The 15784-nt window shown below is 43.4% G+C and carries 12 protein-coding genes; 4 read left to right on the top strand and 8 right to left on the bottom strand.

The features are described from left to right. Nucleotides 1-67: 67 nt before the first annotated feature. A complete protein-coding gene (locus tag M5X66_RS01345; protein WP_036948569.1) occupies nucleotides 68-1456 on the bottom strand; it encodes a uracil-xanthine permease family protein in 1389 nt (462 codons plus the stop codon). A gap of 233 nt (nucleotides 1457-1689) precedes the next feature. Between M5X66_RS01345 and gltS the strand changes: the two genes are divergently transcribed. Then, complete coding sequence (gltS, locus tag M5X66_RS01350; protein WP_036948572.1) at nucleotides 1690-2904, top strand: sodium/glutamate symporter; 1215 nt, start codon at nucleotides 1690-1692, stop codon at nucleotides 2902-2904. 117 nt (nucleotides 2905-3021) lie between these two features. Here gltS and recG read toward each other — a convergent pair whose 3' ends face one another. The 5 genes from recG to gmk are packed head-to-tail and all read right to left on the bottom strand — an operon-like array spanning nucleotide 3022 to nucleotide 8961. Next, nucleotides 3022-5103: an ATP-dependent DNA helicase RecG gene (recG, locus tag M5X66_RS01355; RefSeq protein ID WP_036948574.1), complete on the bottom strand. Its 2082-nt coding sequence runs from the start codon at nucleotides 5101-5103 to the stop codon at nucleotides 3022-3024. A 9-nt stretch (nucleotides 5104-5112) separates the two neighbouring features. Next, nucleotides 5113-5826 (bottom strand): tRNA (guanosine(18)-2'-O)-methyltransferase TrmH, encoded by a 714-nt coding sequence (gene trmH / locus M5X66_RS01360; protein ID WP_036948577.1) that lies wholly within the window; start codon nucleotides 5824-5826, stop codon nucleotides 5113-5115. A gap of 30 nt (nucleotides 5827-5856) precedes the next feature. Next, nucleotides 5857-7986: a bifunctional GTP diphosphokinase/guanosine-3',5'-bis pyrophosphate 3'-pyrophosphohydrolase gene (gene spoT / locus M5X66_RS01365; protein WP_154599873.1), complete on the bottom strand. Its 2130-nt coding sequence runs from the start codon at nucleotides 7984-7986 to the stop codon at nucleotides 5857-5859. Between the two features lie 19 nt (nucleotides 7987-8005). Next, nucleotides 8006-8281 (bottom strand): DNA-directed RNA polymerase subunit omega, encoded by a 276-nt coding sequence (gene rpoZ, locus M5X66_RS01370; RefSeq protein ID WP_006659598.1) that lies wholly within the window; start codon nucleotides 8279-8281, stop codon nucleotides 8006-8008. 56 nt (nucleotides 8282-8337) lie between these two features. Next, complete coding sequence (gmk, locus tag M5X66_RS01375) at nucleotides 8338-8961, bottom strand: guanylate kinase (protein WP_036948585.1); 624 nt, start codon at nucleotides 8959-8961, stop codon at nucleotides 8338-8340. Between the two features lie 310 nt (nucleotides 8962-9271). Here gmk and ligB point away from each other — a divergent pair, with 310 nt between their 5' ends. Next, nucleotides 9272-10984, top strand: a complete 1713-nt coding sequence (gene ligB, locus M5X66_RS01380; RefSeq protein ID WP_036948586.1) for an NAD-dependent DNA ligase LigB — start codon at nucleotides 9272-9274, stop codon at nucleotides 10982-10984. A 37-nt stretch (nucleotides 10985-11021) separates the two neighbouring features. On the opposite strand, the gene M5X66_RS01385 is transcribed toward ligB, so the two are convergent. Continuing rightward, on the bottom strand, nucleotides 11022-11636 hold the full coding sequence (locus M5X66_RS01385; RefSeq protein ID WP_036948588.1) for a trimeric intracellular cation channel family protein: 615 nt from the start codon (nucleotides 11634-11636) through the stop codon (nucleotides 11022-11024). A gap of 123 nt (nucleotides 11637-11759) precedes the next feature. Between M5X66_RS01385 and M5X66_RS01390 the strand changes: the two genes are divergently transcribed. Then, nucleotides 11760-13088, top strand: a complete 1329-nt coding sequence (locus tag M5X66_RS01390) for a DUF3748 domain-containing protein (RefSeq protein WP_187369818.1) — start codon at nucleotides 11760-11762, stop codon at nucleotides 13086-13088. Nucleotides 13089-13376: 288 nt separating this feature from the next. Here the strand turns inward: M5X66_RS01390 and M5X66_RS01395 are convergent, their stop codons facing one another. Next, a complete protein-coding gene (locus tag M5X66_RS01395; protein ID WP_230083380.1) occupies nucleotides 13377-13667 on the bottom strand; it encodes a YceK/YidQ family lipoprotein in 291 nt (96 codons plus the stop codon). A gap of 408 nt (nucleotides 13668-14075) precedes the next feature. Here M5X66_RS01395 and M5X66_RS01400 point away from each other — a divergent pair, with 408 nt between their 5' ends. Next, nucleotides 14076-15734: a putative transporter gene (locus M5X66_RS01400; RefSeq protein WP_036948594.1), complete on the top strand. Its 1659-nt coding sequence runs from the start codon at nucleotides 14076-14078 to the stop codon at nucleotides 15732-15734. The last annotated feature ends 50 nt before the right edge of the window (nucleotides 15735-15784 follow it).

Below are 15784 nucleotides of genomic sequence, written 5' to 3' on the forward strand. Positions count from 1 at the left end.
TCGGCAACTCAAGGATAGCATACAGAAGAACCGCCGGCGTGTTCAACTCTTGCGGCGGTATAGGGAATTATTTTTCGTGAGGGAAAATCAAGTTCAGTACAATCGCAGTTAAACCACCTGCTGCAATACCGGATGAAAACAGGGTTTTCAGCCAGTCAGGCGCAAATTGTAGGATTAACGGTTGCTGAGAAACCCCCATTCCTACGGCTAGAGACAATGCAATGATCATAATTGCGCGGCGATTGAGTGGCTCGCGAGAAACGATACGCACACCGGACGCAGCAATTGTGCCGAACATCACAATGGTAGCACCACCTAGAACAGGTTCAGGAATTTGTTGCACAAAACCTGCCACTGCTGGGAACAGACCCAGTAGCACTAGCATCAACGCCACTAAGTAACCCACATAGCGGCTAGCAACACCTGTTAATTGGATAACGCCATTATTCTGACCAAAGCAGGAGTTAGGAAAGGTATTAAACACCGCTGACACCATAGAATTTAGTCCATTGGCTAATACACCGCCTTTAATACGTTTCATATAGAGAGGTCCGTGTACTGGCTGCTCGGAGACATCTGACGTTGCTGTGATATCACCAATGGTTTCTAGCGACGTCACCATAAAAATTAGAATTAGTGGAATGAGTAAATTCCAGTCAAAAGAGAGACCATAATAAAAAGGTTCAGGGATCGTAATCAGAGATTGATTGGCATCACTGGCTTGCGTAGTTGGCAGCATATTCATCCACCAAGCAGCAAGGTAGCCTACTGCCATTGCAATCACTAATGATGCAACGCGTAAGTACGGGTTCTTCTGGCGAGTTAACAGGATAATGACGGCTAACACAATGCCTGCAAGAATGAGGTTATCAGGGGAACCGAATGTGTTATCGCTCAGTGCACTGTAACCCCCACCAATTGAGGTTAAACCGACTTGAATCAGTGATAAACCAATGATCATGACCACAACACCAGAAACCAGCGGCGTGATAACTCGGCGAGCTAAATGTAAGAAACGCGATAAGATAACTTCGGTCAGTGCTGCGACCATTAATGTGCCGAATAATGCCGCCATCATGGAAGGGATATCGGCTCCGCCTTGCTTGAGTGCAACTCCCCCCATAATCAACGGTGCAACAAAGTTGAAACTGGTGCCTTGAATGGAAAGTAATCCTGAGCCGACAGGACCCCACGCGCGGATCTGAATCAGAGAGGCGATTCCTGAAGCAAACAATGACATGCTGATGATTCGCTGGGTGTCATGAGCGGGTAGCCCAAGTGCTTGGCAGATAAGCATTGCGGGGGTAATCACCGCGACAAACATCGCTAATAGATGCTGTCCAGCAGCAAACAGCGCCTGAGGTAAAGGTGGCCTATCTTCAAGGCGATAGATCAGTTCGCTTTGGTTTTGTACTGTTTTTTCAACATTTTGTTCTTCAGATGCCGTTGCGTTCATTATTCCAATTCCACTAGCAAAAAGCGCATTTTAAAGAGAATAATTCAAAAAGCAATCGGTTGCGCAAAAAAATTAAGGTGGATATTAAACTAAGAGCGTCACATTTTTATATGTTTTAACTTGTATTTATCGCGATTTTTTTTTCTAATCCATGCACCTGCTTTTGGCGTTTTAAGGAAAAAAATAACGTCTAATTAGTTTTAAATAATATTAACAACAGACGAGGTACATAAATGTATCATCTCGATGTCTACGGCACTCTGGTCGCTGCTACACTCGTGCTATTACTCGGACGTAAACTGGTAAAGTCAGTTTCATTTCTTGAAAAATACACTATCCCTGAACCCGTTGCAGGGGGATTATTAGTCGCTTTTACCCTGTTAGTGGTTAAGCAAGTATTTGATTGGAGCCTCTCCTTCGACTTATCACTGCAAGAACCGATGATGCTCGCATTCTTTGCGACCATTGGTTTGAATGCTAACTTAGCGAGCTTAAAAGCTGGCGGTAAAGCATTGTTAATTTTCATTTTTGTCGTTGTCGGTTTATTGCTAGTTCAAAACACAGTCGGTATCGCACTTGCGAAATTATTAGGTTTAGACCCTCTTATGGGGCTATTAGCCGGCTCAATCACTTTATCCGGTGGACATGGTACTGGCGCCGCTTGGGGTAAAATCTTTACTGAAGATTATGGCTTCAAGAGTGCAACTGAAGTTGCAATGGCTTGTGCAACCTTTGGTTTAGTACTTGGAGGGCTTATTGGTGGCCCTGTTGCACGTTTCTTAATTCGCAATATCCCAACACCTGGTACCGCGGATGAGGACAAAGATGTTCCTACCGCATTTGAAAAGCCACAATCCAACCGCATGATCAACTCGATGGTGTTGATTGAAACTATTGCGTTGATCGCTATCTGTTTGCTAGCAGGAAGCTGGATTGCAGGGCTACTATCAGGCACCGCATTTGCACTGCCTAAATTTGTTTGCGTATTGTTCGTCGGTGTTATCTTAAGTAACAGCCTATCTTTACTTGGTTTTTATCGAGTATTTGACCGCGCGGTTTCTGTGATGGGTAACGTCAGTCTATCCTTATTCTTAGCCATGGCATTAATGAGTTTAAAACTGTGGGAACTGGCGTCTTTAGCAATCCCAATGTTAGTCATTCTCGGCGTTCAAGCTTGCGTTATGGCAGGATATGCGATTTTTGTTACCTTCCGTGTGATGGGTAAAAACTATGATGCTGCTATTTTAGCGGCGGGTCATTGTGGTTTCGGTTTAGGGGCAACACCAACCGCTATCGCTAACATGCAAGCGGTAACCGATAAATTTGGTCCATCTCACCTAGCATTCTTAGTCGTGCCGATGGTAGGGGCATTCTTTATCGATATTGTGAATGCGTTAGTGATTAAGTTCTACTTATGGTTGCCAGTTTTCCCAACGATTGGCGGCTAGTACAGAACAAGTACTGAAGTAAATACAAACATATATAACTAAATGTATAAATAAAGCAGGTATTGCCGTGGACATGGATGTGTTCACGGCAATTTTCATTTTAGGGAAGGAAAAAGCTTAAGCGTGGCTATATTGCTCGCGCTCAGGGAGCCAGCGTTCAATAATCTTTTGAGCATGCTCGGGGTAGTTTTGCTGGATGTGTCTAGCTAGCCGTTGCACTTCTGGCAACATATATTGATCTCGTAGCAAGTCTGCCACTTTAAAGTCCGCATTCCCTGTCTGCCTGGTACCTAGCAGCTCTCCGGGGCCTCGAATTTCTAAGTCTTTTTGGGCAATCACAAAGCCATCATTACTGTCTCGTAAAACTTGTAAGCGCTGCTTGGCGGTATGAGTGAGTGGCGTTTTATAAAGTAGCACACAGTGAGATGCGACAGAGCCACGACCAACCCGCCCCCGTAGTTGGTGCAATTGTGCTAATCCAAGCCGTTCGGGGTTATCAATAATCATCAGGCTTGCGTTCGGAACATCCACCCCGACTTCGATAACGGTGGTAGCAACAAGTAACTGTATTTCGTTATTCTTAAATGCCGCCATAATGCTTTGCTTTTCGGCGGGTTTCATTCGACCATGGACTAGTCCAACTTTGAGTTCAGGTAGGGCCAACGCGAGTTCTTCGCTGGTAACTTGGGCAGCTTGCGCTTCAAGTACCTCTGAGTCATCAATCAATGTGCACACCCAATAAGCTTGCCGTCCTTCCTCTAAACAGGCTTGGCGAACGCGCTCGACAATATCACTACGTCGGGTGTCTGGAATCGCCACAGTAGTGACCGGAGTTCTTCCTGGTGGAAGCTCGTCAATCACTGAGGTATCGAGATCGGCGTAAGCAGTCATTGCCAGCGTGCGTGGGATTGGCGTAGCGGTCATGATTAATTGATGTGGGTGGAATCCTTGCTGTTCACCTTTCTCGCGCAAAGCGAGCCGCTGGTGAACGCCAAAGCGGTGTTGTTCATCAATGATGACTAACCCTAAAGAGTGAAAGCTCACTTGCTCTTGGAAGATGGCATGGGTACCGACTACCATCGAGACTTCACCACTCGCAATGGCATCTTGTTGTTGCTGGCGGGCTTTACCTTTTTGTTTACCTGCTAACCAGCCTACTTTGATACCTAGAGGTTCAAACCATTGCTTAAAGGTATTTGCGTGCTGCTCTGCAAGAATTTCAGTCGGTGCCATTAAGGCAACTTGTTTACCATTTTCAATGGCACACAGTGCGGCTAATGCAGCCACAAGTGTTTTACCGGAACCGACATCACCTTGGATCAAACGCATCATTGGGGCATTTTTTCGTAAATCAGTTTCGATTTCTGCTACGACGCGTTTTTGCGCGTTAGTTGGTGAGAACGGCAAATTTGCCAGTAAAGGCGTTTTAAACTTTCCAGATGAAACCAATGGTTCAGCATAGAGCCGTTCATTGCCAGCCCGAATGGCAAGCATACTTAAATGGTGAGCCAGTAACTCTTCGAGGATCAAACGCTTTTGGGCTGGGTGATGCCCTTTTTCTAACTCTTCTAACGAAACATCCGGTGGTGGAGTGTGTAACAGTCGGATGGCATCGGGGAGGCTAATTAGGCTACGGCTGAACTCTTCGGGCAGTAACTCTTGAATATTGCCACTTTCTAACATGGTGAGCGCTTGCTCCATCACTTTACGCAGTGTGGCTTGGCGGACACCTTCGGTTGTCGGATAAACCGGAGTTAGGTTCTCTTGAAGGGCGATATTATCCGTTTCTTGAGAGACTTTATATTCAGGGTGAATAATTTCAGGTCCTGTATTACCACGACGCACTTCTCCGTAGGCAGTCACTTGGCGACCTTCGGCTAAACTGTTTTTCATTGCAGCAGAGAAGTTGAAAAAACGCAGCGTTAGGTTGCCTGTACCATCGCTGATCAGGCAGGTCATCATTCTTTTACGTCCAAAAACGACTTTGGTTTGTAGAACGTGACCAGTGATAGTGGCCGTTGTGCCGGGTATCAAGTCTTTAATCTGATAAAGACGCGTATGATCTTCATAACGCAGTGGAAAATGCAGAAGCAAGTCCTGAACTGTGTTCAACCCGATTTTACTCATTTTTTCTGACTGGCTGGCACCAATGCCATGAAGTGAAGTCAGTGAAATGGTATTAAGCAGACCACGGTTCATGTCGATTCCTTAACTGAGTTGTTTTCTCTTCATTTTTTCAGAAAGCTGCATTTGTGCCCACCAAGCATCATCAGCCTCTATCTGACCTTGCTGATTGATAAATGGGCGAGGAAGCCCTTTGCGTTTAGCCACTTCAGCCAATACAGGATAGCCGCCTTCAAATAGCCACTCTTGTTGTTCTTGCTCAGATAATAGACTATTTTCTCGGTCATACATGCCTGCGAGTTGGCGCTGACGTTGGGCTTCATACAAAATAAGTGCAGAGGCGACAGAGACATTGAGTGACTGCACCATACCAACCATTGGGATGATAATATGTTGATCTGCAAGGGCTAATGCCTTATCCGAGATACCCGTTTTCTCTTGTCCCACCATAATACAGGTTGGGCGGGTATAATCAATTTCTCGAAAATCGACAGCCGTATCTGACAGATTCGTGACTAAAATCTGCATACCTTGGGATTTTATCTGAGTAATGGCGCTTTCGGTGGATTGGTGCGAGATGACTTTTACCCAACTATTACTTCCCGCTGCAGAGGAGACGGAGAGTTTAACCTGTTGGTCTGGCCAAATGGCATGAATTTTATGGATCCCGACTGCATCAGCACTGCGCACAATTGCAGAAACATTATGAGGCTTATGAATTTCTTCAAGACAAAGTGTTAGGTCGGGCTGCCGCATCGCCATCATTTGGCAAATGCGGCGATAGCGGCGTTCATTCATAGTGAGAGTTCGTATTTTTAATGATATCGACTAATTACGGTTACGGCTGACGCGTAGAACATCTGGCATGATACGAATTTTACGCATCACGTTAGCCAATTGAATACGGTTTTTAATCGACAAGCGAATAAAGGCGCAGTAAACACGACCATCTTTTTCTTCAGTGTTCATGCTTTGAATACTTGAGTTCGCATCATTGATAGCGGCGGTCAAGTTAGCAAGGGCACCTTGATGGTTTATCATATCAACTTTAATTTCAGCGATAAAATCCGTGTCTGTCTCGGTATCCCACTCAACAGCCATAAATTTATCCGGTTCTTTCTGATAACCACGGATATTACGGCAAGATTCATGGTGAATAACCAATCCTTTACCTGGGCTAATATGCGCAATAATTGGGTCGCCCGGGATAGGACGGCAGCATTTAGCAAAGGTAATTAAGACTCCATCAGCCCCTTTGATGGACAGCTTATTACGGTTTTCCGTAATCACTGGTTCTTCAACGGCACTTGACTGAGCACTCTGAGGGTTACTTTGCAAGTTACGAGCTACTACAACACTCATGGCATTACCTAAACCAATTTCGGCAAGTAAATCGTCAATAGAGTGGAGCTTCATGCGAGCTAATTCGGCATCAATACTTTCACGAGGTATATCCGTGATTTTGGTGCCTGTACCTAGCGCATGATTGAGTAGGCGACGACCTAAATTAACGGAGTCTTCGCGTTTTAAATTCTTCAGTAACTGACGGATTTTTGCACGTGCTTTTGAACTTACCACAAAGTTCAACCATGCCGCATTTGGTCGAGCGCCTGGAGCCGTAATAATTTCTACCGTTTGACCGCTAGAAAGTGACTGGGAGAGTGGGTAAGGTTGGCGATCAACTCGTGCACCCACACAAGCATGCCCAATGTCAGTATGCACGGCATACGCGAAGTCCACCGGTGTTGCGCCTGTCGGTAATTCGACAATACGACCTTCGGGGGTGAAAACGTAAATTTCATCAGGAAAGAGGTCTGATTTTACGCTTTCAATAAATTCAAATGAGCTTCCCGCACTCTGTTGGAGTTCGAGCAAGCTTTGCATCCAACGCTGGGCTTTCACCTGCGCAGTGGTTCCCAATTCGCCTTGTTCTTTATATGCCCAGTGAGCAGCAACACCCATTTCGGCCATTTGGTCCATATCTTCAGTACGAATTTGTACTTCGACAGGTACCCCATGAGGTCCAATTAATGAGGTGTGGAGGGATTGGTATCCGTTAGCTTTAGGAATAGCAATATAGTCTTTGATTCGCCCCGGACGAGGTTTATAAAGACTGTGCATTTGCCCTAAAACACGGTAGCAGGTATCAACGTCTTCAACGATGACCCTAAAAGCATAGATATCCATAATGGAATGGAATCGCTGCTCTTTTTGATGCATTTTCCGATAGATAGAATACAGATGTTTTTCGCGACCACTGACTGTACAGGGTACACCTGCTTCCGTTAATCGACCGTCAATTTCAGAAAGGATTTTTTGGATCATTTCTTTACGGTTACCACGAGCGGATTTCACCACTTCCTTGATAACACGATAACGGTTTGGATACAGCGCTTCGAAACCTAACTCTTCGAGTTCGGTTTTAATATGGTGGATACCTAAGCGATGCGCGAGAGGACTGTAAATTTCCAGTGTTTCACGCGCTATGCGGCGACGCTTATCGGGTCGTAATGACCCAAGCGTGCGCATATTGTGAGTACGGTCTGCCAGTTTGATCAAAATGACACGGATATCTTTCACCATTGCCATGATCATTTTACGGAAGTTTTCTGCTTGAGCTTCTTTCTTGTCGCGGAAATTCAGCTTATCCAGTTTGGAAACCCCTTCGACTAAGCCGGCGACGGTAGTTCCAAACAGCTGCTCTATGTCTTGAAATGTCGCTGGAGTATCTTCAATCACATCATGAAGTAGCGCAGCCATCAGTGTTTCATGATCCAAACGCATTTCAGCCAGAATACAAGCAACAGCAACAGGGTGAGTAATATAAGGCTCACCACTGGAACGGGTCTGCCCTTCATGAGCATCCCGTGCGACAACATAGGCTTTTTTCAGTAATTCAACTTGCTCTTTTGGGAGATATTGCTGAATTATTAGATTTAGGCTTTCAAACAGATACAAGGCAGACCCACCTTAGTAATTAGCGACGACCTTCAGCGATCGCAGAAACTGCCTGCATTTCAGCGGCTTCTTGCTCTTGCTGTTCTTGGCGTTCACGCACATCCAAAATGTGACCGTTAATTAAACCTTCTTCTACTTCACGTAGCGCGATAACAGTGTGCTTATCGTTTTCTTCTGGAACTAAAGGATCTTTACCACCAGTTTGTAACTGACGAGCTCTACGTGCTGCGACCAGTACGAGGTCAAAACGGTTACCAATTTTTTCTACTGCGTCTTGAACAGTTACGCGTGCCATAAGTGTGCTACTCCAAAGAAATAAAAAAATGACCTGATATGATACTGAAACTATTCTCAGTCTGCTAGTAATTTGCTGATTAAAGCATCATGTCGCTGGACTTGGCGACCTAATCTCAAGCGCTCAGCACGCATGATAGATTGTAAATCGCTCAGTGCGGTGTTGAAATCGTCGTTTACAATGACGTAATCGTATTCATTGTAATGCTCAATTTCGCCAACTGCTTGTGACATGCGCTTTTCAATGACTTCATCACTATCTTGACCACGACCACGCAGACGGCGATATAGCTCATCTTTTGATGGCGGTAGAATAAAAATACTACGTGCCTCTGGCATTTTTGCGCGAATTTGCTGAGCACCTTGCCAGTCAATATCGAGAAACACATCCACGCCACTATTTAAGACTTCCTCAATAATGGGTTTTGAGGTGCCGTAGTAGTTACCGAAAACACAGGCATGCTCTAAAAAGTCATTGTTCTCAACCATCTGAAGAAATTCAGCTTCAGAAACAAAGAAGTAATGCTCGCCATGAATTTCGCCTGGGCGTGCAGCTCGAGTTGTATGAGAAACAGAAACTTGAGTGTCATACAACGGTTGTGTCTTCAGTAATGCTTGGATAAGACTGGACTTACCTGCGCCACTAGGAGCAGAGAGAATATATAACGTGCCTTGTATCATGATGATTTCTTGAATATTTGTGGGTTAGACATAAAAGATAGTGATAAACCCTACATAGTATACACGTACTTAAGACAACATGCAGCGATATCCATTAACCATGAAATAAGAGTAAAAAAGTTTTGGTTATTGGAAAATTGTGAACGCCTTCCAGAAAATAAATTTAACTTAATGAAAATACCATCTGTTTTGCGAAGCGCTATGCAATTAACGGCATTGCCTGCTGCTACCCTTGATTTATTGACTCAGAATGCAATGCAACACATAGCGGTTCGGAACATGGTTTAAACTTAAATATAATAGGGACATTATGCATTATTTTTCAGTCAGGAAACTCTGGAAATTTGGTTGGTTCTGCCTATTACTTCAATCTGTTATTTCAATAGGCTATGGTGCGGAAACCGTAGATTCTCAAAAAGCATGCCGCTCATTAGATAATGAATTAACAAGAATGGAACAGCGGCGGCTGGGAGAGCAGCTACAAGAGTGGGACAGGCAATATCAGATTGGCGGTGTGAGCGGTGTGAGTGACGAGGTTTATGACCAACTTTTGGCGAAGTGGCAGCAGGGGCAGCGCTGTCAAAATTTACCTGACACTCTAGTACAACCGTTACAGTCTAAAACTGAACGATTAATAAAGCATCCCATACCCCATACGGGATTGAAAAAATTAAAATCAGAAGAAATAGCAGCATGGATAAAGGCTCGTAATGAAGTTTGGTTGCAACCTAAAGTCGATGGTGTTGCGGTGACGCTGCACTATGAAAATGGACGTTTAGTGTCAATGATTAGCCGGGGCAATGGGAATGAAGGGCTTAATTGGCGAGATAAAGCCGACTTTATTCAAGCTATCCCCAAAACTATTTCAGCGAAGCAACCTCTTGTTTTACAGGGTGAATTATTTTGGAGACTCAATGGACATGTACAAAATGTGGATGGTGGAAAAAATGCACGGAGTAAAATTGCGGGTTGGCTGATGCGCAAGGAGCTACCTACACAAGTCACGGATGATATCGGCATTTTTATCTGGGCATGGTCTGATAACTCTGTCGCTATGGATCGTCAATTGAGTGAATTAAAGAGGCTAGGATTTGATTGGGTACAACAATATAGCCATCCAATCTCTGACTATCAATCAGCAGCCAAGTGGCGTGACCATTATTATTCAGCGCCGATGCCATTTGCAACCGATGGTATCGTTTTGAAAAGCTTTCCACCACCGCCGTCATCGGTTTGGCGAGCAAACCAAAACAGTTGGAGTGTAGCATGGAAATACCCGCTAAAAAGTGTGGTCTCAGAGGTTATTAATTTAACTTTTCGGGTAGGGAAATCAGGGGCTGTGAATGTGATTGCTAACATTGAACCCGTCACAATCGATGATAAAAAAGTGAGTAAAATCCGCATTGGTTCGCTCAATTCCTGGAAACAAAAAGATGTGTTAGTTGGGGATAAAATCCAGTTAACGTTATCAGGACATGGGACGCCATTTATGGAAAAAGTCATTTGGCGGCGAGAGCCTAGGTTGCATCCGAACACATCCTCTCTCGAAAACTTTCATTCATTGAGCTGTTTAGCATACACACCAGATTGTGCTCCCCAATTTGTTGCTCGCCTAGCTTGGCTAGGTAAACAATTAAAGATTCGCGGGGTGGGCGAAAAGACATGGAAGATATGGGTAGAGCAATATGGACTCTCAACGTTGCTTGGTTGGCTTTCTCCTCATTGGCAAGATTCATTACCTAAGAATAAGAAAACGGCAAATGCGCTTAGCCAGTTACAAAAGACATCTATGCAGCCAATAACAAATTGGTTGAAAGGGTTCGGAATTCCTTTAGAAATTAAACATCTAAACAAGATATCCACGATAGAAGAATTGAGTGAACAAGAGACTGTGGAGTCGCTAGGTTTATCTGAAAAGCGGAAGCAGGCATTAAAGTACTGGTTGGCAGAGCCTGAAATTCAGAAGGCGCTATACACTTTGCAGGAACTGTATACTTTGCAGAAGCTAGATCTCAGCCATTAGCGGTTAAACGAATGGCTGATAGGAAAATCAGTTTTGGTTAATCTTGGCTTTCGTAATTAAAAATAGGTAATCCCAAACGGTAGCGGATGGCAAGCAGCCTGGCACTTAAACCTGCGACCAACGTGATAATAACCACGATATCTTTAGGGAGTGGTGTATACAGCAAGCCGATATATAACCATGCGGCAGCAAAAGAGACGCCCGCGTAGACTTCTTTTTGGAAAACCAGAGGGATGGTGTTACACAGCATGTCACGAAGTACACCGCCAAATACACCGGTCACTACAGCAGCAATGGCGGCAATAATAGGGCTATAATTCATATCGAGGGCTATTTGGGCACCAAGAATAGAGAAGACGATTAAGCCAATCGCATCAAGTATTAAGAAGAGCCGGCGAAGGTGTTTCATCATCGGGGCTATCCAGATGGTGACAATGGCGGCACCTGCTACGGTCATGATGTACTCGGGGTGGGCAACCCAACCTAGAGGGTAGTGACCGAGTAGAATATCACGGACAGAGCCACCGCCGATGGCGGTTGCAGAAGCAATAATAATGACGCCAAAGACATCCATTTTACGGCGTCCAGCAGCTAAAGCGCCTGTCATGGCTTCGGCAGTAATACCAATAATATAGAGAACACTTAATAACATGATGGTTTTATTCAATACTATAGTGATTGTCTAAGGGTAATATTACTTGTGAAACTTCTCGACTGAGATTTTTTATTCTCTTAAAGAATTGATTAGTTAAAGTAATCCGATAGCCTATGTTAAATGATGTCAAAGGATAACAGATTGAGCAATAAAATGCCTTATAAAGAAATGTGTATTACTGATGATTCGCGAAGTCATCAGCTTACAAATATTAATGTTTGGACACCAGATAGCCAGTGGTTAGCTTATGATGTTCGACCAATTGGCAGTTCATTTACCGGGCAAACCATAGAAAAAATTCATGTTATTACCCATCAAAAAGTAGAAATTTATCGAGGATTGCATGGTGCCCATGTTGGCGTAGTCACTGTAAGCGCTGAAAATCCGCCTCGTTATGCTTTTATTCAGGGTCCAGAATATCCCGATGAGTCTTGGCAGTATGATTTCCATCATCGCCGAGGTGTTTACGTTGATGACTGCCAACTCGGTATTGCGCATCCGATTGATGCAATGTGCATTACGCCACCTTATATGGCGGGTGCGCTCAGAGGTGGAACACATGTTCATGTTTTTAGCCCTGATGGGAAGTGGTTGAGCTTTACCTATAATGACCATGTTTTGCATGAGATCGATCTTCAATTAGACCAACGCAATGTGGCTGTTGCCGTACCTGCAGGCGCAGTGACCATTGAACCTATTGGTCATGAAAGAGAATATAGCGGCGATTTTTTCTGTAGTGTTGTGACGAAGACAACTTTGATGCCAACTCCGAATAGCGACGAGATTAGCCGAGCCTATGAAGAGGGATGGGTTGGTCAACGTGGTTATATGAATCAACAAGGCCAGTGGCAACGACGTGCATTAGCGTTTATTGGAGATACGCATCATCAAAATGGTGACGTGGTCCCTGAAGTTTACTTAGTTGATTTACCTGAAGATCCAAATGAATTCAAAATCCAAGGCGATGAACCTCTGCAAGGTACCGAAAAAACCATGCCAGCGCCGCCTAAGGGTGTGAAACAAAGGCGTTTAACGTATACACATCATCGGAAGTTTCCAGGGCTAGCGAAACAGCCAAGACACTGGTTGCGTACTTCACCAAATGGCGAATTAATCGCCTGTTTGATGCATGATGATCATGGCATTGTGCAATTATGGTTGGTGGCAACGGCAACAGGAGTACTCACTCAGGTGACATTTGGCAAGTTTTCAATTCAGTCTGCATTTAGTTGGAATAAAACTGGTGAGTATCTCTGCTTTGTGTATGACAATAGCGTTGTACGTTGCCATGTGGCGACTAGAGATTTAGAACGGTTAACTCAGAGAACAGAAATAGCCCCTGTCGCAGATGCTGTTGTCTTTTCTCCAAATGATAAATTTGTAGCATTTATGCGAGATATTAATGGGTTTAGACAGATTTATATTGTTGAAACAGGGTTGTCTAATTAAAGTTTATCTGGAATAACACTCATGAAGAATAAAAAGGTGGGTATTCATCTTTTTATTCTTCAAAAAAAGAGGGCTTAAGTAATCATTAAATTAAATGCTCAATATTTGATTCATGTATATTGATTTAAAATTAATAAGCGGTGGGTTAATAGAATAGATTAAAAAAGATGGAAATTTGGTCAGTAAGATAAAGGATTTATTAACCTAAATTAAGTTAATAATATTAATTATATTTTAAGTATTATATTCTTGATTAGAGCATCAATAAGCTACTTTTATATAGGAAAATTATTGAGGGTTCTTTGGCTGTTGTTTATCAAATTGCAGCTTATCAGGTGACTGTTTATCAAGTCGCTGTTTATCAAGTTGTTCTACACGTTTTTTTGGTGAATCTGCCTCTTGTGAGCCGTTTGAATGCATATAATCCATCGGAATTAATAATGTATCCATGAGTGCAGTAAATGGTAAATCAATAACCAGCAACGGCTTAACTACCCAGCCGGTATCTTCATGCTGCAGCATATCAACGCTATTTTTTGTCCCAGGATAATAGCTATCAGTAGGGCCAGCATGAGTCATAATACTGGAGCACCCACTTAATGTAAGAGTTAATAAGGTGGAAAATGCTAACGACCTAAAAAAAATCAAGCTTGGCATATATATGTTGACCTGCATTTAAATGAATTTTGCCTAATCAGAGATCATAATAACTAAAAACTAAAAATTCACAATCGAGCAACTCTATTATTATTTAAGATACCCTCAGAATAATAGCTCTTTTTTGTATTATTTTATGTCGGTGATGTTAATAATTAGCAATTAAATTGTTTTTAACTAAAGTATGAAAATGCATAATTGAATTGCTGTGAACTGTGCTCTATCACACAACTTCCTCTGTGTTTATTTGGCACAATCGATTCAGTTGCAAATGTAATAACTCCGTATGTCCCGTATTTTGGTTCATTGTCGTCAAAAGGATAGCGGTCTATGAGTGAATTAGCGCTTACAGTCAGTTTATTAGCATTAGCTGCCGCACTAGGCTTATGGATAGGTAATTGGAAAATCCGCAACGTGGGCTTAGGGATTGGCGGGGTTCTTTTTGGTGGAATTATTGTTGGGCATTTTGCGCGAAGTTATGGCTTGTCTCTCAATAATGACATGCTGCATTTTATTCAAGAATTTGGTTTGATTCTCTTCGTTTATACCATCGGGATACAAGTTGGACCCGGTTTTTTCTCTTCTTTGCGTGTTTCTGGTTTAAAACTCAATGGATTTGCCTTGATGGTGGTTATTTTAGGGGCTGTCGTTACCGCTATTATCTATAAAATAGCGGACATTCCTCTACCAATTATTTTGGGCATTTTCTCGGGCGCAGTCACGAATACACCATCGTTAGGGGCTGGGCAGCAAATTCTATCTGATTTAGGGTCTGATCCGAGTTTGGTCGGACAAATGGGAATGGGGTATGCGATGGCTTACCCAATGGGAATTTGCGGTATTTTGCTGGTGATGTGGCTCGTTCGTATTATCTTTCGTATCTCGGTAGATAAAGAAGCTGCGGAGTTTAATAGTGCGAACGTTCAGCATCGTGACTCACTGCAAACGATGAACATCGCGGTGCGCAATACCAATCTTGATGGCTTGATGATGCAAGACATTCCCATGCTTGGCAGTGAAGACATTGTTTGCTCGCGGCTAAAACGCGGGGAAATGCTGGTGGTGCCTCAGCCGACGACAGAAATACATCTTGGAGATCTACTGCATGTTGTTGGGCAAAGAGAAGACTTAAATAAAGTTCGCCTAATCCTTGGTGAGGAGGTTGAAGCTTCATTATCAACTTCAAGTTCTGTATTGCACTCTGTCCGAGTGGTCGTGACTAATGACGCTGTACTAAGTAAACGTTTAAAAGAACTGAATCTCAAGCAGAAGTATGATGTGGTGGTAACTCGTTTGAACCGGACTGGGATTGACCTGATGGCAAACAACAATTCTGTACTGCAATTTGGTGATATCCTCAATATTGTTGGGCGTCCTGAATCAATTGAAGCGGTCACAGCAATACTTGGAAACGCGAAACAAAAATTACAGCAAGTCCAGATGCTGCCTGTATTTATTGGAATAGGTTTGGGGGTTGTTTTAGGCTCGTTACCGATATTTGTACCGGGCTTTCCTGCTGCATTGAAGCTAGGTTTAGCGGGCGGACCATTAGTTGTTGCCTTGATCCTTGGACGAATAGGTACCATTGGACGACTGTATTGGTTTATGCCACCAAGTGCCAACTTAGCGTTGAGAGAGCTTGGAATTGTGATGTTCTTGGCAGTTGTCGGGCTGAATTCGGGAGGGAGTTTTATTGAAACTCTTATTCAAGGTGATGGACTCACATGGATTGGCTATGGGCTATTAATTACCTTTATTCCTCTGTTTATCACCGGCTTAGTTGCACGCATTTTCGGAAAAATGAATTATTTAAGCCTATGTGGTGTATTGGCAGGCTCTATGACAGATCCACCAGCATTAGCTTTTGCAAATAATATCCATCCAACCAGCGGAGCACCGGCACTTTCTTATGCCACGGTATATCCTTTAGCGATGTTTTTACGCATTATTTCGCCGCAGTTATTAGCTATCTTATTTTGGGCATTATGATTGTGAATAAAGGAAGGAATAAGATATGGAGAAAAAGTATCCGTCTATAT

The sequence above is a fragment of the Providencia sp. PROV188 genome (genome assembly GCF_027595165.1).
Classification (GTDB): domain Bacteria; phylum Pseudomonadota; class Gammaproteobacteria; order Enterobacterales; family Enterobacteriaceae; genus Providencia; species Providencia lanzhouensis.